The organism is Azospirillum sp. TSO35-2 (genome assembly GCF_003116095.1).
Classification (GTDB): Bacteria; Pseudomonadota; Alphaproteobacteria; order Azospirillales; family Azospirillaceae; genus Azospirillum.
The window spans coordinates 2,795,603-2,812,133 of record NZ_LGRA01000021.1 but is presented as its reverse complement, the minus strand read 5'-3'; the positions used below and the strand labels follow the sequence as shown (position 1 = coordinate 2,812,133).

General features: G+C 70.2%; 15 protein-coding genes. 5 read left to right on the top strand and 10 right to left on the bottom strand.

The window, feature by feature from the left end; genetic code table 11:
* Position 1: 1 nt before the first annotated feature.
* A complete protein-coding gene (locus TSO352_RS28730; protein ID WP_109110466.1) occupies positions 2–1,018 on the bottom strand; it encodes a fumarylacetoacetate hydrolase family protein in 1,017 nt (338 codons plus the stop codon).
* 131 nt (positions 1,019–1,149) lie between these two features.
* On the opposite strand from TSO352_RS28730, the gene TSO352_RS28725 reads away from it, so the two are divergent.
* Complete coding sequence (locus TSO352_RS28725; RefSeq protein ID WP_247872486.1) at positions 1,150–1,722, top strand: MarR family winged helix-turn-helix transcriptional regulator; 573 nt, start codon at positions 1,150–1,152, stop codon at positions 1,720–1,722.
* Positions 1,723–1,735: 13 nt separating this feature from the next.
* Here the strand turns inward: TSO352_RS28725 and TSO352_RS28720 are convergent, their stop codons facing one another.
* Positions 1,736–2,371: a transferase hexapeptide repeat family protein gene (locus tag TSO352_RS28720; RefSeq protein WP_109110464.1), complete on the bottom strand. Its 636-nt coding sequence runs from the start codon at positions 2,369–2,371 to the stop codon at positions 1,736–1,738.
* Positions 2,372–2,624: 253 nt separating this feature from the next.
* Here TSO352_RS28720 and TSO352_RS28715 point away from each other — a divergent pair, with 253 nt between their 5' ends.
* From TSO352_RS28715 to TSO352_RS28705, 3 genes are all read left to right on the top strand, one after another.
* The gene (locus TSO352_RS28715) at positions 2,625–4,295 is read left to right on the top strand and encodes an FAD-dependent oxidoreductase (protein ID WP_109110463.1); all 1,671 of its coding nucleotides are present in this window, start codon (positions 2,625–2,627) and stop codon (positions 4,293–4,295) included.
* A gap of 25 nt (positions 4,296–4,320) precedes the next feature.
* On the top strand, positions 4,321–4,518 hold the full coding sequence (locus TSO352_RS28710) for a DUF2783 domain-containing protein (protein WP_109110462.1): 198 nt from the start codon (positions 4,321–4,323) through the stop codon (positions 4,516–4,518).
* A 107-nt stretch (positions 4,519–4,625) separates the two neighbouring features.
* Positions 4,626–6,020 (top strand): CocE/NonD family hydrolase, encoded by a 1,395-nt coding sequence (locus TSO352_RS28705; protein ID WP_109110461.1) that lies wholly within the window; start codon positions 4,626–4,628, stop codon positions 6,018–6,020.
* A 68-nt stretch (positions 6,021–6,088) separates the two neighbouring features.
* Here the strand turns inward: TSO352_RS28705 and infC are convergent, their stop codons facing one another.
* The 5 genes from infC to TSO352_RS28680 all read right to left on the bottom strand — a co-directional run bounded on the left by infC (position 6,089) and on the right by TSO352_RS28680 (position 12,044).
* On the bottom strand, positions 6,089–6,625 hold the full coding sequence (gene infC, locus TSO352_RS28700) for a translation initiation factor IF-3 (protein WP_109110460.1): 537 nt from the start codon (positions 6,623–6,625) through the stop codon (positions 6,089–6,091).
* Between the two features lie 73 nt (positions 6,626–6,698).
* Entirely contained in the window at positions 6,699–8,663 is a 1,965-nt protein-coding gene (gene thrS, locus TSO352_RS28695) for a threonine--tRNA ligase (RefSeq protein WP_109110459.1), read from the bottom strand.
* A gap of 483 nt (positions 8,664–9,146) precedes the next feature.
* Complete coding sequence (locus tag TSO352_RS28690; protein ID WP_109110458.1) at positions 9,147–10,361, bottom strand: EAL domain-containing protein; 1,215 nt, start codon at positions 10,359–10,361, stop codon at positions 9,147–9,149.
* A 238-nt stretch (positions 10,362–10,599) separates the two neighbouring features.
* Positions 10,600–11,673, bottom strand: coding sequence for a quinone-dependent dihydroorotate dehydrogenase (locus TSO352_RS28685; protein WP_109110457.1), 1,074 nt, complete (start codon positions 11,671–11,673; stop codon positions 10,600–10,602).
* On the bottom strand, positions 11,670–12,044 hold the full coding sequence (locus tag TSO352_RS28680; RefSeq protein WP_109110456.1) for a DUF952 domain-containing protein: 375 nt from the start codon (positions 12,042–12,044) through the stop codon (positions 11,670–11,672). Before TSO352_RS28680 ends, TSO352_RS28685 begins: the two co-directional genes overlap by 4 nt.
* Positions 12,045–12,384: 340 nt before the next feature.
* Between TSO352_RS28680 and TSO352_RS28675 the strand changes: the two genes are divergently transcribed.
* Entirely contained in the window at positions 12,385–12,603 is a 219-nt protein-coding gene (locus TSO352_RS28675; RefSeq protein ID WP_146210805.1) for a hypothetical protein, read from the top strand.
* Positions 12,604–12,619: 16 nt separating this feature from the next.
* Here the strand turns inward: TSO352_RS28675 and TSO352_RS28670 are convergent, their stop codons facing one another.
* From TSO352_RS28670 to TSO352_RS28660, 3 genes are read right to left on the bottom strand one after another with little or no spacing between them, the layout of a single operon-like run.
* A complete protein-coding gene (locus TSO352_RS28670; RefSeq protein ID WP_109110454.1) occupies positions 12,620–12,910 on the bottom strand; it encodes a hypothetical protein in 291 nt (96 codons plus the stop codon).
* Positions 12,911–12,959: 49 nt separating this feature from the next.
* Entirely contained in the window at positions 12,960–14,486 is a 1,527-nt protein-coding gene (terL, locus tag TSO352_RS28665) for a phage terminase large subunit (RefSeq protein WP_109110453.1), read from the bottom strand.
* Positions 14,483–16,513, bottom strand: a complete 2,031-nt coding sequence (locus TSO352_RS28660; RefSeq protein WP_109110452.1) for a glycosyl hydrolase family 28-related protein — start codon at positions 16,511–16,513, stop codon at positions 14,483–14,485. The genes terL and TSO352_RS28660 overlap by 4 nt, the downstream gene beginning before the upstream one ends.
* Positions 16,514–16,531: the final 18 nt, after the last annotated feature.

Genomic DNA, 16,531 nt, shown 5'->3' with positions numbered 1-16,531 from the left:
CTCACGGCCCGTCGTAGCGCACCACCTCCTGGTCGATGGCGCCGAAGACGCTGGCGCCGACCTCGTCGAACAGCTCGATCCGGACGCGGTCGCCGAAGCGCAGGAAGGGGGTCTGCGGCGCGCCCTGGTCGATGGTCTCGATCATCCGCAGCTCCGCCAGGCAGGAATAGCCGACGCCGCCGGCGGCCACCGGCTTGCCCGGACCGCCGTCCAGCTTGTTCGACACGGTGCCGGACCCGATGATGCTGCCAGCCGCCAGATGGCGGGTCTTGGCGGCGTGCGCCACCAGCGTCGGGAAGTCGAAGGTCATGTCGGTGCCGGCGTCGGGCGTGCCGAAGGGCTGGCCGTTCAGCGTCGTCACCAGCGGCCGGTGCAGCTTGCCGCCGTCCCAGGCCCCGCCCAGCTCGTCCGGCGTCACCGCGACGGGGGAGAAGCTGGAGGCCGGCTTGGACTGGAAGAAGCCGAAGCCCTTGCCCAGCTCCGCCGGGATCAGGTTGCGCAACGACACGTCGTTGACCAGCATCAGCAGCCGGATGTGGCCGCGCGCCGCCGCCGCCGAGACGCCCATCGGCACGTCGTCGGTGACCACGGCGATCTCCGCCTCGAAATCGACGCCCCACGCCTCGGTCGCCGCCGGGATCGGGTCCATCGGCGCCAGGAAGCCATCGGAACAGCCCTGATACATCAGCGGGTCGGTCCAGAAGCTGGGCGGCATCTCCGCCCCGCGCGCCTTGCGCACCAGCTCCACATGGTTGACGTAGGCGGAGCCGTCGGCCCACTGGTAGGCGCGCGGCAGCGGCGAGGCCGCGGCGGCCGGGTCGAAGGGCTGGCCCGCCGCCGGGTCGGCGTTCAGCGCACGGTAGGCGTCCTCCAGTTGCGGCGCCACCGCCGCCCAGTCGTCCAGCGCGGCCTGGAGCGTCTTCGCCACGGCGGGCACCGGGATGGCGCGGGTCAGGTCGCGCGACACCACGACCAGGGTGCCGTCGCGCCCGCCCGCCTTCAAACTTGCCAGCTTCATTCGCTCTCTTCCCTATCCTTGGCCCTGTCCCGCCTTGGTGGTCCGGCGGTGTCCACGACCGCTCATCCTGTGTGTCCGGATGATAGTTTCGATTGAAACTGTTGCAAGCCAAAAATTCCGGAGCAGGATGGGTGGCGCCCGCCTCCCACCAGACGACTGCCCCGCCGATGCCGCCCGCCCGACGCCCCCGTGCCGCCCTGTCGAAGACCGCATCCGCCCCGGCGGAGCTGCCGGTGCTGCATCTGACCCGCTTCCTGCCCTACCGGCTGTCGGTGCTGGCCAACACGGTCAGCCACACGCTGGCCAAGCTGTACGACAAGCGGTTCGGCATCACCATCCCGGAATGGCGGATCATCGCCGTGCTGGGCGGCGGCGAGACGATGAGCGCCGGGGAGATCGCCCAGCGCACCGCGATGGACAAGGTGCAGGTCAGCCGCGCCATCAGCCGCATGCTGGACTCGGCGCTGATCCTGCGCGAATCGGGCGACACCGACCGGCGCAAGGCGCTGCTGACGCTGACGCCCAAGGCGCTGGACATCTACGCCGAGATCGTGCCGCTGGCGCTGTCCTATCAGGCGGAGGTGACGGACGCGCTGTCGATCGACGAGCGGACGCAGCTCGACCAACTGCTGGACAAGCTGCAGGCCCGCGCCGACCAGCTCGCCACCCGCCCGGCGCCGGCCGAGGTGGGGGCGGACGGCTGACTCCACCGGCGGGTCAGCCGCCCTTCACCTTGTGCAGCGGCTGGCCGGTCCCGGCATCGACGCGGCCGCGGCCGGGCTCCTCCGCCGTCAGGGCTGGGCAGGCGACCATGGTGGCGAGCGAGCGGCGGGCGAGGCGCTGGTACTCCTCCGTGCCCTCGCCCTTCCAGGCGATCTCGTCGGGGCGCAGCTCGCGCACCACCTTGGCCGGCAGGCCGGCGACCAGCGTGCGCGGCGGCACGACGAAGCCGGCCTTGATGAAGGCCATCGCGGCGACGATCGACTCCTCGCCGATCTCCGCCCCGTCCATCACCACCACATTCATGCCGACCAGCGCGTTGCGGCGGACGATGCAGCCGTGCAGCACCGCGCCGTGGCCGACATGGCCGTCGACCTCGACGATGGCGTCGTGGCCGGGGAAGGCGTGGAGCGTGCAGTTGTCCTGCACGTTGCTGCCCTGCTGCAGGACGATGCGGCCGAAATCGCCGCGCAGGCTGGCGCAAGGGCCGACGTAGCAGCCCGGACCGACCACCACGTCACCAATCAGCACCGCCGACGGGTGGACGAAGGCGGTCGGGTCGATCACCGGGATCACGCCGTCGATGGCGTAGACGGTCGGGCGCGGCAGGGTCGGGGTTGCGGACGGCGTCATGGGTCGGCGTTCCTCGGATCGGTGTTCGGTCTTTCCCGGCACGCTACACCGCGGCGGCACTGTACGCGATACTGATGTTCCGCCATGCTGGTCATATCTGTATCGCGTTGACAGGCTGGTCCGCCGGCCCGCCTGCCCGCGAAAAGCCGGCTTGATTGATATCAAATGAAAATGTATCGTTGGCAACAATAACAATCCGCCACGCACTCCGCCAACGCGCCAAACATCCGGTTTCCGGGGGAGGAAACACCCAATGCACGCGACCTACAGCTACCCGAAATACAGCTTCACCCCGTCGGAGGAGCAGCGCACCGGCACGGTGAAGCGCCATCCGGTCGTGGTGATCGGCGCCGGCCCGGTCGGGCTGACCGCCGCGCTCGATTTCGCCCGCCGGGGTGTGCCGGTGGTGGTGCTCGACGCCGAGGACACCGTCAGCGTCGGCAGCCGCGCCGTCTGCTACGCCAAGCGCGCGCTGGAGGTGTGGGACCGGCTGGGCGTCGGCCAGCGCATGATCGACAAGGGCGTGGTCTGGAAGATCGGCAAGGTGTTCAACGGCGACCGCCAAGTCTACCAGTTCGACCTGCTGCCGGAGCCGGACCACAAGATCCCGGCCTTCATCAACCTCCAGCAATATTACCTGGAGGATTTCCTGGTCGCCGAGGCGCGCAAGCATGACCTGATCGACCTGCGCTGGCTCTCCCGCGTCATCTCCGCCCGTGCGGAGGACGACCATGTCGTGTTGCAGGTGGAAACCCCCGACGGCGTCCACGCGGTGGAGGCGGAGTGGGTGGTCGCCTGCGACGGCGCCAAGTCGTCGGTGCGCAAGATGCTGGGGCTGGAGTTCCAGGGCGAGGTGTTCAAGGACCGCTTCCTGATCGCCGACGTGGTGATGAAGGCGGACTTTCCGGCCGAGCGCTGGTTCTGGTTCGACCCGCCCTTCCACCGCCGGCAGTCGGCGCTGCTGCACATGCAGCCGGACAATGTCTGGCGGCTCGACTTCCAACTGGGCTGGGACGCCGACCCCGAGGAGGAGAAGAAGCCGGAGCGCGTCATCCCCCGCGTCCAGGCGATGCTGGGCGCCGACACCCCGTTCGAGCTGGAATGGGTGTCGGTCTACACCTTCCAGTGCCGCCGGCTGGAGCGGTTCCGCCATGGCCGCATCTTCTTCGCCGGCGATTCGGCGCATCAGGTCTCGCCCTTCGGCGCCCGCGGTGCCAACAGCGGCGTGCCCGACGCCGACAATCTGGCGTGGAAGCTGGCGCTGGTGATGAAGGGGCTGGCCCCCGACACGCTGCTCGACAGCTACGACGACGAGCGGGTGGCGGCGGCGAAGGAGAACATCCTGAACTCCACCCGCTCCACCGACTTCATCACGCCGAAGAGCGACATGAGCCGGACCTTCCGCGACGCGGTGCTGGAACTGGCGGTGGAGATGCCCTTCGCCCGCTCGCTGGTGAATTCCGGCCGGCTGTCCACCCCGACCACCTACACCGGCAGCCCGCTCAACACGCCGGACACCGATGCCTTCGCCGGCAGGATGGTGCCGGGGGCGCCGGCCACCGATGCGCCGGTGGAGCGGGACGGCCAGCAGGGCTGGCTGATGGACGCGCTCGACGGCCGTTTCGTCGTGCTGTACGCCGCCGGCGACGGGGCCAGCGGAGACGCCTCGGTCCCGGCGGAGGTCGCGGCGGCGCTGGACGGGTTGGCCCGCGGCCCGCTGCCGCTGGTCTGGCACGCGGTGACCGATCGCCGCCGCGGCATCGCCGGCGAGCTGGTCGACAGCGCCGGCCGCCTGCGCGAGCGCTACGACCTGACTCCCGGCAGCGTCTACCTGATCCGCCCCGACCAGCACATCGCCGCCCGCTGGCGCCGGTTCGACGCGGCGGCCCTGGCCGCGGCGCTGGACCGCGCGGTCGGCCGCTGACCCCGATCTTCAAGGAGCCCATCACATGGCCAAACTCGCCACCGAGTCCCGCTTCGCCAGCCCGGACGACGTCTACCAGACGCTGATCGACGCCCACCGCGACCTGACCGCCGACCAGAGCGCCCGCCTGAACGCCAAGCTGATCCTGCTGCTCGCCAACCACATCGGCGACGCCGAGGTGCTGACCGAGGCGCTCGACCTCGCCCGCAAGGGCGTCGTGTAAGGGGCAGGAGGGGGAGGGGCGTCGGGCCCCTCCCTGCCCCGCTGACGGCGGACACGGAATCGCGTAGAAAGGGCGCATCGCCTACCCCTTCCGAGGATGCGCCCCCCATGCCTCTGCGTCGCCTTCTCGTCCTGGCGTTCCTCCTGCTTGGCGCCGGTCCGGCGCTGGCCGACGCGCTGGTGCAGACGCCACTGACCATCCCGGCCAGCTTCCCCGATGGCAGCCACGCCTCGCTGGAGGCGCTGCTGCTGCGGCCGAGCGGACCCGGCCCGTTCCCGGTCGCGATCCTCAGCCACGGCACGCCGCGCGACGCGGCCGAGCGGGCCAACATGACCCCGTTGCGCCATGTGCCGGAGGCGCGCGAGTTCGCCCGGCGCGGCTGGGCGACGCTGATCGTGATGCGGCGCGGCTATGCCGGGTCGAGCGGCCCATTCTCCGAGCACAGCGGACCCTGCGACAACCGCGACTACCTGAAATCCGGCCACATCAGCGCCGAGGACGTGCGGCAGGCCGTCGCCTACATGGCCGGCCAGCGCTTCGCCGACCCCAGCCGCATCATCGCCGTCGGGGTGTCGGCCGGCGGCTATGCCAGCGTCGCGCTCAGCGCCAATCCGCCGCCGGGCCTTCAGGCGGTGATCAGCTTCGCCGGCGGGCGCGGCTCGCAGGCCGAGAACGATGTCTGCCAGGAGGATCGTCTGGTCGCCGCCTTCGGCACCTTCGGCCGGACCTCGCGCGTGCCGCAGCTGTGGATCTACGCGGAGAACGATCTGTTCTTCGGCCCCGACCTCGCCCGCCGCTTCCACCAGGCCTTCACCCGGAACGGCGGCCGGGCGGAGTTGGTGATGGAGCCGCCCAGCGGCAAGGACGGCCATGGCTTCTTCGGCGCCGCCATCCCGCAATGGACGCCGCTGGTCGACCGCTTCCTGGCGCAGAACGGCCTGACCGTCCGCTCGACGCCGATCGCGCTGCCGGTGTCGGCGCTGGAACCGCCGGCCGAGTTGTCGGCCTCCGGCCGCGCCAAGTTCGCCGCCTACGCCGAGGCGCCCGACAACAAGGCCTTCGCGGTGGCCTCCGACGGCGCCTATGCCTGGAAGTCCGGCCTGCGCAGCCTGGACATGGCGCAGCAGCAGGCGGTCGAGGCCTGCGCCACCCACACCACCCGGCCCTGCCATGTGGCGATCGTCAACGACCGGCCGGTGAACGGCGCCGTCGGCAGCGCCGTGCCGAGCCCGCCTGCCGGTTCGGTGACCAGCGCCTCCAGCACCGTCCCGCGCCGGCTGGAGCCGCCGGCGCAACTGTCCGCCGCCAACCGGGCCAAGTTCGGCGCCTATGTCGACGCCCCCGGCAACAAGGCCTTCGCGGTGGCGCCCGACGGCGCCTTCGGCTGGAAATCGGGGATGGCCAGCACCCAGGATGCCCAGCGCGGCGCGCTCGACAACTGCAACAAGTACGCGAGCCAGGGCTGCCGCGTCGTGATCATCAACGACCGCATGCTGCCCTAGGCTCTCCAAGCAAAAAGGCCCGTCCGGCGAACCGGGCGGGCCTTTTTATTGCAGGCACCGGAGGCGCCTCAGCGCGGAGACAGCACCATGACCATCTGGCGGCCTTCGAGCTTCGGCATCTGCTCGACCTTCGCCAACTCGTCCAACTCGTCGCGCACGCGGACCAGGACATTCATGCCCAAATCCTGGTGCGCCATTTCACGGCCGCGGAAACGCAGGGTCACCTTGACCTTGTCGCCCTCTTCCAGGAAACGGCGCGCCGAGCGCATCTTCACGTCGTAGTCGTTGTCATCGATGTTCGGCCGGAGCTTGATCTCCTTGACCTCGATGATCTTCTGCTTCTTGCGGGCCTCGTTGGCCTTCTTCTGCGCCTCGTACTTGAACTTGCCATAGTCGAGGATTTTGCAGACAGGCGGTTCCGCCTGGGGAGCGATCTCGACCAGGTCGAGGCCGGCATCCTCGGCGGCCAGCAAGGCATCGCGCAACGACACAACGCCGATCATCTCGCCGTCGGCACCAACGAGACGGACGGAACGAGCCGAGATCTCCCGGTTCACCCGCGGTCCATCGCGGGTCGGGGCGGCTTCGGACGGTAGCCTGGCTATGGACGCTTCTCCATGGTTGCAGACCGCGCGGAAGCCGACCCACCAGAGGAGGGCCGGCCCGCAGGGCGGTCGGTTAAAACGGCGAGTCGTTCACGCTGTCGCCGGCGGGCGACCGCGCTTCCTCGACCAGTTTAGCCACGGCGGCGTCGAGGGCAAGAATTTCCTGATCCTTGCCGCCCAGCACGCGCAGCGCGACCGTCCGCTCGTCCGCCTCGCGCTTGCCGACCACCAGCATCAACGGGACCTTCCGCAGGCTGTGCTCGCGAACCTTCAGGTTGATCTTCTCGTTGCGGGTGTCGAGTTCGACGCGCAGCCCCTTGCGCCTCAACAGCGCCGCGACCTCGGCGGCATAATCGTCGGCCTCGCTGGTGATGGTGGCGACGGCGACCTGCACCGGCGACAGCCACAGCGGGAACTTGCCGGCGTAATGCTCGATCAGCATGCCGATGAAGCGTTCCATCGACCCCAGGATCGCCCGGTGCAGCATGATCGGCCGGTGGCGGGCGCCATCCTCGCCGATGTAGCTGGCGTCCAGCCGCTCCGGCAGGTTGGGGTCGTACTGCAGGGTACCGCACTGCCAGGTGCGGCCGATGGCGTCGGTCAGGTGGAACTCCACCTTGGGGCCGTAGAAGGCGCCCTCGCCCGGCAGCTCCTCATACTCCAGCCCGGCGTCGCGCAGCGCCTGGGCCAGCCCCTGCTCCGCCCGGTCCCACAGCTCATCGGAGCCGGTGCGGACGTCCGGACGCAGCGCCAGCTTCACCGAGATCTTCTCGAAGCCCAGATCCTTGTAGACGCCGAGCTGGAGCTTGAAATACTCCGCCGCCTCGCTCGGCACCTGGTCCTCGGTGCAGAAGATGTGGGCGTCGTCCTGGGTGAAGGCGCGGACGCGCATGATGCCGTGCAGCGCGCCCGACGGCTCGTTGCGGTGGCAGGCGCCGAACTCCGCCATGCGGATCGGCAGGTCGCGGTAGGAGCGCAGGCCGTGCTTGAAGATCTGGACGTGGCCGGGGCAGTTCATCGGCTTGATGCCCAGCATCTTCTCGCCGCCGTCGGCCTCCACCTTGAACATGTTGTCGCCATACATGTCCCAGTGGCCCGACGCCTTGAACAGCGAGCTGTCGATCAGCTGCGGCGTCTTCACCTCGACGTAATCGGCCGCCTTCAGCTTGGTGCGGATGTAGTTCTCCAGCGTCCGGTAGAGCGTCCAGCCCTTCGGATGCCAGAACACCGAACCGACCGCCTCTTCCTGGACGTGGAACAGGTCGAGTTCCTTGCCCAGCTTGCGGTGGTCGCGCTTCTCCGCCTCCTCGATCTGGTGCAGGTAGGCCTTCAGCTCCTTCTCGTCGCGCCACGCCGTGCCGTAGATGCGCTGCAGCATCGGGTTGCGGCTGTCGCCGCGCCAATAGGCGCCGGCCACCTTCATCAGCTTGAAGCCCTGTCCGACCTTGCCGGTCGTCATGGCGTGGGGCCCGCGGCACAGATCCAGCCAGTCGCCCTGGCGGTAGATCGACACCGGCTCGCCCTGCGGGATCGCGGCGATCAGCTCGGCCTTGTAATGCTCGCCGAGATTCTTGAAGTAGGCGACCGCCTCGTCACGGTCCCACACCTCGCGCACGATCGGGATGTCGGCCCCGACGATCTCGCGCATCTTCGCCTCGATCTTCTCCAGATCCTCCGGCGTGAACGGCTCGGCGCGGGCGAAGTCGTAGTAGAAGCCGGTGGCGATCGACGGGCCGATCGTGACCTGCGTGCCGGGATACAGCTTCTGCACCGCGTCGGCCAGCACATGGGCGGCGTCGTGGCGGATGACCTCAAGCGCGTCGGGATGGCTGCGCGTGACGATCTCGACCTTGGTGTTGGTGGTGACGGTGGTGGTGAGGTCCTTCACCTCGCCGTCGAGCTTGACGGCAAGAGCATCTTTTGCGAGGCGCGGACCGATGGACGCGGCAATCTCAAGCCCCGTCACCGGCCGGTCGAACTCCCGCACGCTGCCGTCGGGCAGCGTGATGGCGATGTTGGACGTCACCGAAGTCACCATTGAATCGTGTTGCGTTACACCCGGATCGGGCACCCGGACTTATCCGGGAACGCGAAATTTCCAATGCGAGGTGGGGGGATGTCAAGCGCAGTGGCGGAAATCAAGGGTGTGGACAGGCCAACGCAGCAATACCGCCACAACGCGGCAGCGGCCCTCCGCTCGAAGCGGCGGCAAAAGTTCCCTCCCCTGCGAAGCTCTCGCACAAAGCTCCGCTTTGTGCTGACGCGGCAGGCGGACCGTAGTTCCGCTGAGAGCGGGGGAGGGTTAGGGTGGGGGCAAGACCCGACGGTGACGAACCGCGGCGAGCATGTCTGACGATCCACCAATCCGCGCGTGTGCAGCCATGGACAATCCATCACCGGACGGCAAGAGGTCTCCAGCGGGCCGTTACATCCTGGCCGATCTTCTGAAAGGCGTCACGCCCGATCAGTTCCGTAGCGTCTTCGACTGGGGACCCGACATGGGACGCGAGCGGGTCGACGATCACCCCGGCTTCCGGCTCAGCCGCGGTTCGCCGAACAGGTAGCCCTGGCCGAAGTCGAAGCCGGTGTCGAGCACCTCGACCAGTTGGCTCTCGGTCTCGATCTTCTCGATGATCAGGTCGATGCCCTCGGCGGCGCAGCGGCGGCGCAGATCCTTGATGCGGTCGGCGTTGGCGGGGTCGAGCACCAGGGCGCGGTCGAGCTTGATGCAGCGGAACTCGTGGCGCAGCAGCCGGTCGAGGTCGATGGCGAGGTCGGTCACCTGGTCCATCGAGAAGCGGAAGCCCAGCCGCGCCAACTGCGACAGGATGCCCATGGTGACCGCGCCGCCGGCCTGCAGGTCGTGCTGGCTCAGCTCGAACACCAGCTTCGGCACCAGCGCCTGGTTCTGCGCCATCATGTTCAGGAACTGCCGCATGAAGTCGGCGTCGGCCAGCGTCGCGGCGGAGATGTTGGAGAAGAAGCCGATGGCGTGCTGGCGCCGCTCCGTCTCGCGGATCAGCTGGACGCAGCGGACCAGCAGCAGGTTGTCGATGGTGGCGATCAGTCCCTTGCGCTGGGCGATGTCCAGGTAGCGGTCGGGCATGATCTGGTGGCCGTCGGCCGCCCGCACCCGCGAGAACACCTCGTAGAAGCGGTGCTTGCGCTGGGGCAGGCTGACGATCGGCTGGAGGTAGATGTCGATGCGGTCGGCCTTCAGCGCGTCGCGCACCGCCTCCAGCACCGCGGCCTCGTCCATCGGCCCGGCCATCGGTCCCGCCGGGGTCGGCGGCTCCGCGGTCGGCGGAACCGGCACCGTGGCACCGCCGCCGGCGGGCTTGCGGTCGGCGGCGGGGGCCGGCGGGCGCGGGGCGCGGCGCTCGGTCAGGCGGGCGACCAGCGACTGCAGCAGCTTCACCTCCTGCATCACCGCGTCGTAGCGGGAACCGCCGTCCGGCTGGGTATCGCCGCCATCGGCGCCAAGCCGCTGCTCCAGCAGCCGGGCCAGCTCCTCCACCCGGTCGTGCAGGCGGTTGATGCGGCGGGCGGCCTGCCGCTCGCGCTCCAGCCGGGTCACGACGTCGTGGACCAGCGCCCCGGCCAGCACCACCAGCCCGCCGGTCAGCCACGCCACCAGCGGGTCGGCCTCGGGGCGCGCCGCCCACAGCGCGGCGCCGACCGACAGGCCGGCGACCAGATAGGCGAGCGCGTAGACGGCGTGCGTCAGCAGGGTCATCGCGGACCGCGGGTGGACGGGAGCGGGGCGATCATATCCGGGGCGGAAATCGGCAAGCAGGACCTTCACGGGTGCGGAGCCTTCGCGCAGGGGTGGACCGTGGCACGGATCCCGCGCGGGCGTCCCCCCACTGTCGGGGCCGCCCGCTTGACGATCCGTTAATGCTACGCCCCCGCCGGCCGGTTCCTGCGACCGTTCACCGCAGGCTGTTCAACGCAGCCCGGTCGGCGCCCGCGACTCAGCGATGATCCGCGCCGACCGCCTCGCCCACGCTCTTGAACCCGTCGCGGCGCAGCAGCTCGGCCAAGTCGCGGCGCATGCGGTGGATCAGCGCCGGGCCGGCATAGACCATCGCCGAGTAGAACTGGACCAGCGAGGCGCCGGCCCGGATCTTGGCGTAGGCGTCGGCGCCCGAGCTGATGCCGCCGACCCCGATGATCGGCAGCTTGCCGTTCGTCAGCGCGTAGATCTCCCGCAGCACCGAGGTTGACGGGGCGAACAGCGGCCGGCCGGACAGGCCGCCGGCCTCGCCGCGCAACGCCTGCGGGATCTCGTCCGGGCGGGCGATGGTGGTGTTGGAGACGATCAGGCCGTCGATGCCGGACTCCAGCGCCACCGCGGCGATGTCGCTCTTGTCCTCCACCGTCAGGTCGGGGGCGATCTTCAGCAGCACCGGCGGATTGCGCGACAGGCCGCAGGCCGCCCGCGCCTCCAGCACCCGGTCCAGCAGGGCGCGCAGCGGCTCGCGCCCCTGCAGCGCGCGCAGGCCCGGCGTGTTGGGCGACGACACGTTGACCGCCAGATAATCGACCAGCGGCGCCAGCCGTCGCACGCCGATGACATAGTCGTCGGCGGCGTCGACCGTGTCCTTGTTCTTACCCAAATTGGCGCCGACGACGCCGGGCGCCCGGCGGGCGGCGTCGCGACGGCGTTCCAGCCGCTGGGCGAACGCCTCCAGCCCCTCGTTGTTGAAGCCCATGCGGTTGATGACCGCGCGCTGCTCGACCAGCCGGAACAGGCGGGGACGCGGGTTGCCGGGCTGCGGCCGCGGGGTGACGCTGCCCGGCTCGACGAAGCCGAAGCCGAGCTTCAGCGTGGCGTCCACCACCTCGGCGTTCTTGTCGAAGCCGGCAGCGAGCCCGACCGGGTTGGTGAAGTCTAGCCCCCAGACGCGGGTGTGCAGGACCGGGTCGTCGACGCCGCGGCCGGCCGGGATCACCCCGGCCTTCAGCGCCCGGATGGTCAGGCCGTGCGCGACCTCCGGATCGAAACGGAACAGCAGCGGCCCGGCAAGCGGAAACAGGTCGATCACGGCACGAGGTCCTGAAGGGTGAAGGGGAATCCGGCGGGGAAGACGTGGCGGCCATCCGGCCCCAGCGGCAGCGGGTCGGCGCGCAGCACCGCGGCGGCCGGCAGCGCGCCGTAGAGGTGGGGGAACAGCTGCCCGCCGCGCGACGGCTCCCAGCGGAGCGCGGCGCCCAGCCGGTCGGCGTCCACCGTCAGCAGCACCAGCCCGTCCTGGCCGGCGCGGTGCTTGGCGGCGCTCTCCACCACCTGTCCGGCGGTGGAGAAGTGGATGAAGCCGTCCTCGGCGTCCTGCGACGAGCCGGGGTAGGAACCGGCCGCGCGGGCGGCGTCCCACTCGTCCGCGCGACACATGTGGTGGATGATGCGGTCGGTCATGATGCGGCGGACACTATCCCAACCCGGCGCAACCGGCCAGACGCTTCGCCGCCGCAGCATCGGCCGCAGCACAAGCGTGAGCTTGGCTTTCGCGCCCCTCCGGTTGCAGTGCGGGATCGACTCCCCGATTGCAACCAACCCCGCGTCGCGCGTTGCATTTTGCAAAGCACCCCCGAAATTAAACGGCATTTTGCGGGTATTTTTGAGTTTCCGCGAGGGCGAATACCGCGGTTTTGGCGGCGCCCCACCCTACAACCCTTGGCTTTCCAGGGTTTGACCCGCCCGCCGCAACTTGGCACCGCTTTTGCTGTAGGGGAGGAAAGCCATCGGAGGACCCGCCATGAACGCCGTAGCCATGACCCTGCTGAAGAACTCCCAATCGGGCGACACGTCCCTGGGTGCGTCGGTGTCCGCGATGGGTGCGCTGTGCGAGCCGGGCCAGACCGCGGTGCCGTTGAAGCCGAGCGCCACGATGCTGGCCGCCGGCGCGCGGGCCGGCGGCGTGTCGGTCGAGGTCGCCTGGAAGATCTACCAGGCGATGATCCACCACGTCGACTGAGCCCGTCGGCGTCCCGTCACCGCCGGACGCCGTCGGCATAGGGCGTGAATCCGGAATCGAGCTTGTTCTCGATCCGCAGCAGATGATCGGTCAGCCGCTGCTCCACATCCTTGAGCGTCGCGAAGGAGACGTAGGTCTTCGCGACTTCCAGCTTGTAGGCGGCCAGACTGTCGCGCAGATCGTCGAGCCCGCTGTCGGCGTCCTTGCGCGTGCGGGCGATCAGCCAGAACAGCCCGCCCATCACCGGCAGTTCGACCGCGGTGATCCACCAGGCGAGGTCCAGGCTTGCGTTCAGCGTGTCGTGCATCGGGGTCTCCCGTTTTCATGAGGTGATGATTCTGTGAGGTGATGGGGCTTCACAGCTCCCACTCCGCCGGCGCCACCAGCGCGCCGGCACCGCGCCAGTCGGCGCGGCGTTCGGGCGACGGGGTGCTGCGGTCGAAGCGGTGAGGCTCGGCGGTCAGGCAGCCGGCGACGGCGTCCAGCCCGTCGTCCGGCCCGCGGTAACGGCCATCGGGCCGCCACTCCCGCATCTCCCGGATCAGCGGCGTCTCCCACACCAGCCGGTGGGCCAGCAGGCGGCGGTCGGCCAGCAGCGCGTCGAACGCCTCCAGGATGCGGCGGGCCTTGGGGGTGTGGCTCGACTGCTCGACCACCGCGGCGGCCAAGCGGTCGCGCCGCAGCCGCTCGCGCAGCAGGCCGGGCAGGAAACGGCCGATGCCGTTGATCTCCAGATGGAGCGCCGGCAGGTGATGGTCGGCCAGGAAGCGGGCGACCTGCCGGCATTGCTGGTCGGCCTCCGTCGCCGCGTCCTTGGGATCGACCGCCAGATACAGCACCCGGTGCAGGTAGTAGCGGCCGTCGGCCCCGGCGAACAGCGCCGCCACCACGCTGCCGTCGCCGCCCCGGCTCTTCCCCTCGCCTTCCCCCGCCGGCCGGGCGAAGGCCGGGTCCCACCAGCAGGTCGCCGACACCAGCCGCACGCCGTCCAGCGTCAGCACCGCGCGGCCCAGCGCCTCGCGATAGTCCAACTCGGCGTCGTAGCGGCCGAGCTTGTCGACGTCCAGCACCCCCTCCGCCGCATTCACCGGGCGCAGCAGCATCTGGCTGGTGAACTTGTTGGGGCCGGTGGTCTTGCAGATGCGGGCGACGTGGGCCTCGCCGAAGCGCTCCTTCCAGGCGTAGCGGCGCCGGCCGTCGGCGTCCTCGCTGTAGACCGGCAGGACCAGACGGTCGAAGCCGTCCAGGAAGGGCGGGCCGCCGTCGTCGGTGTCCTCGGCGTACAGGCTGTCGTGACTGTGCGGCGTGCCGACATAAAGCTGCGCCCCGCCCGGCACCAACACATACTCCAGCTCCGACAGCCGCTCGCGCAGGGCGGCGCGCTTGGTCGCGGTGTCGGCGTTGCGCGGCACCTCGACGTCGTCGCAGATCACCACGTCGGCGCGGCTGCCGGTGATGTTGCCGCCGATGCCGGCCGCCGCCACCGACGGGTCGCGCAGCTCCATCGGGCGGACGACGGTGAACTGGTCGGCCGCCCACTGGTCGCGGTCCTTGGCCGGCGGCTTCAGGTGCCGGGTGTCGGGGTGGCGTTCCAGGATGCGCTTGACGTTGCGCACCATCTTCTTGGCCAGCTTCATGTCGGCGGCCAGCACCAGCAGCCGGCGGTTGGGGTCGCGCCGCAGCAGCCACGCCGCGAACAGCCCGACCAGCGTCGACTTGCCGGAGCCGCGGAAGGCCATCAGCAGCATGCGCCGGTTGGATCCGCCGACATTCGCCTCCAGCCAGCGCGCCATCCGCGCGTGGTGGCCGGGGGTCTTCAGCTCGACCATCGCGTTCCAGTCCTGGACGAAGGCGTGAAAACTCTCGTCTCCGTCTCCCGTCATGGGTTGCGCCCCAGGATGTGCCAGCCGGCGCCGTTCGACATGGCGGTGACGGCGTGACCCTGGCCGGTCAGGGCGATCGCCTCGCGGTCGGGCCCGCCGCCGACAGCGGCGGTGACGGTGACGCGGTTGCCGCTGGTGTCGGCCTTCTTGACGGTGACGGTGCGGCCGACCGCGTGCGCCGCCGCCGGGTCGGGCAACAGCACCTCGACCGCGCCGGTCCAGGCGCTGACCAGATAGAGCTGCTGGTTCAGGTCCGGCTCGAACAGCCCGCTTCCCTCATGGTAATGCGCGTTGCCGGGCAGGCTGTTGCCGGCGACAATCCACCAGCCGGCCCCGTTCGACACCAGCGTGACGAGGTCGTAGCGGTTGCCGAGCGCCACGCTGCGCCCGTCCGGTCCCGGCCCGCCGACCTCCGTCACCATCAGCGGATGGATTGCGGCGTCGGTGCGCTTGATCGTCACCGCATGGCCGTTGGCGGCCTCGGCCTTGGGCAGCCGCAGCTCCACCGGCCCGCCATAGGCGCTGACCAGATAGACCGAGCTGGTCAGGTCGAGCGCCACCACCCCGCCGGCCGGCGGCTCGACATACTCGGTGTCGTAGCGCAGCGCCTCCACCACCAGTTCGGTGATGCGGCTGCGCTGCAGCCGGTTCTTCTCCGGATAGCCGGCATTCAGCGCGGTGTACTGCCCGCCGGAGCGGTCGAGGATCGCCGGCCCGGCGGCGGCGGAGAACAGGTTGGTCACCGCCGTCTCGACCGACCCGGCGTCGAGCTGCAGGTTCGGCACCGCGCCCAGCGACTCGGCGTAGAAATTGACGATCAGCGTCTTGTCGGTGACGGCGCCGACGCGGAAGCAGGCCTCCGCATCCGCCGACAGGTTGGCCTCGCAGTCGAGGAAGGCGTTGTTGTACTTGCCCTGCTCGACGAAGAAGCCGCAGCCGGTGATCGGCGCCGACAGCGAATAGACCCGCACGGCGTGGAAGCGGTTGGCGTTCGGCGTGTCGCCGGCGCCTGTGCGGGTCAGCCACACCCCGTGCTTGGCGGGCCGCGCCACAAGCACGCGGACGACGCTGTTCCAGTAGCAGGGGAAGTTGGGGTCGGTGTGGCCGTCCAGCAGCAACCCGACCTCCGGCTCCCACAGCGTCAGGTCGGCCAGCGCGTTCTGCACGCAGGGGCCGTCGCGGCCGAACAGCCGCACCCCGACCTTGCCCCGCTCCAGCCGCAGGCCGGACAGGCTGGCGTAGCCGTCCGGCAGGTGGATCAGGTCGAAGCCGTTGGAGGCGCCGCGCAGGATCGAACTCTGCCCGGCGCCGTACAGCGTCCGGCCATAGCCGAGCGTCAGGGTGTTGGCGATGCGGTAGGTCCCCGGCGGCACGAACACCGCCTTGGCCGAGGTCAGCGCCGCCTGGATCGCCAGCGTGTCGTCGGCCAGCCCGTCGCCGACCGCGCCGAAATCCTTGACCGACGCCAGGTCCGACAGCTTGTCGCGCACCGGGCGGGCGGTGGCGCCGGCACCGGGCGGGATGTAGGTCGCCAGCGCCTCCTCGTCCACCGGCGGGCGGACGGTCGGGTTGCCGGCGCCGTCGAAGGCCAGCAGCTTGCCCTGCCGAAGATCGCGGTCGGGCAGCAGGGGCGAGGCCGGCCGGTCGGTGTCGGCGTAGCGCAGCATCAGCTCCTGGTCGCCGGCCACCTGCTGCAGGGCGGCGGTCAGCCGGTCCAGCTCGCCGTTCAGGGCGGCGGCCGGCAGCGGCCCGCTGTCACCGAAATCGCTGGTCCGCTCGATCGGCAGCCGCCGGCGCAGCAGCACCAGCGTGCCGTCGGCGGGAGCGTCGGCGAAGGTGACCGCCCCGCCGGCGCTGGCCCCGGCGCCGCCGACGGCGTAGCCGGTGCTCTGCAAGGCGGCGCCCAGGAAGACCTGGAGGTCGCCGGCCTCGAAGATCGGGAACGGGTAGGTGAAGACCCGCTGCGCGCCGTCGGCGAGATACTGCACGCGCGGCGTGCCGCGCGGGATGAGAAGCGGCGTGGACATCGGGAGTCTCCGGCGCAG

Coding starts and splice junctions, on each gene's coding strand:
- TSO352_RS28730 (WP_109110466.1), bottom strand. CDS start 1,018: ATGAAGCTGGCAAGTTTGAAGGCGGGCGGGCGCGACGGCACCCTGGTC.
- TSO352_RS28720 (WP_109110464.1), bottom strand. CDS start 2,371: ATGACGCCGTCCGCAACCCCGACCCTGCCGCGCCCGACCGTCTACGCC.
- TSO352_RS28715 (WP_109110463.1), top strand. CDS start 2,625: ATGCACGCGACCTACAGCTACCCGAAATACAGCTTCACCCCGTCGGAG.
- TSO352_RS28710 (WP_109110462.1), top strand. CDS start 4,321: ATGGCCAAACTCGCCACCGAGTCCCGCTTCGCCAGCCCGGACGACGTC.
- TSO352_RS28705 (WP_109110461.1), top strand. CDS start 4,626: ATGCCTCTGCGTCGCCTTCTCGTCCTGGCGTTCCTCCTGCTTGGCGCC.
- thrS (WP_109110459.1), bottom strand. CDS start 8,663: ATGGTGACTTCGGTGACGTCCAACATCGCCATCACGCTGCCCGACGGC.
- TSO352_RS28690 (WP_109110458.1), bottom strand. CDS start 10,361: ATGACCCTGCTGACGCACGCCGTCTACGCGCTCGCCTATCTGGTCGCC.
- TSO352_RS28680 (WP_109110456.1), bottom strand. CDS start 12,044: ATGACCGACCGCATCATCCACCACATGTGTCGCGCGGACGAGTGGGAC.
- TSO352_RS28675 (WP_146210805.1), top strand. CDS start 12,385: ATGAACGCCGTAGCCATGACCCTGCTGAAGAACTCCCAATCGGGCGAC.
- TSO352_RS28670 (WP_109110454.1), bottom strand. CDS start 12,910: ATGCACGACACGCTGAACGCAAGCCTGGACCTCGCCTGGTGGATCACC.
- terL (WP_109110453.1), bottom strand. CDS start 14,486: ATGACGGGAGACGGAGACGAGAGTTTTCACGCCTTCGTCCAGGACTGG.
- TSO352_RS28660 (WP_109110452.1), bottom strand. CDS start 16,513: ATGTCCACGCCGCTTCTCATCCCGCGCGGCACGCCGCGCGTGCAGTAT.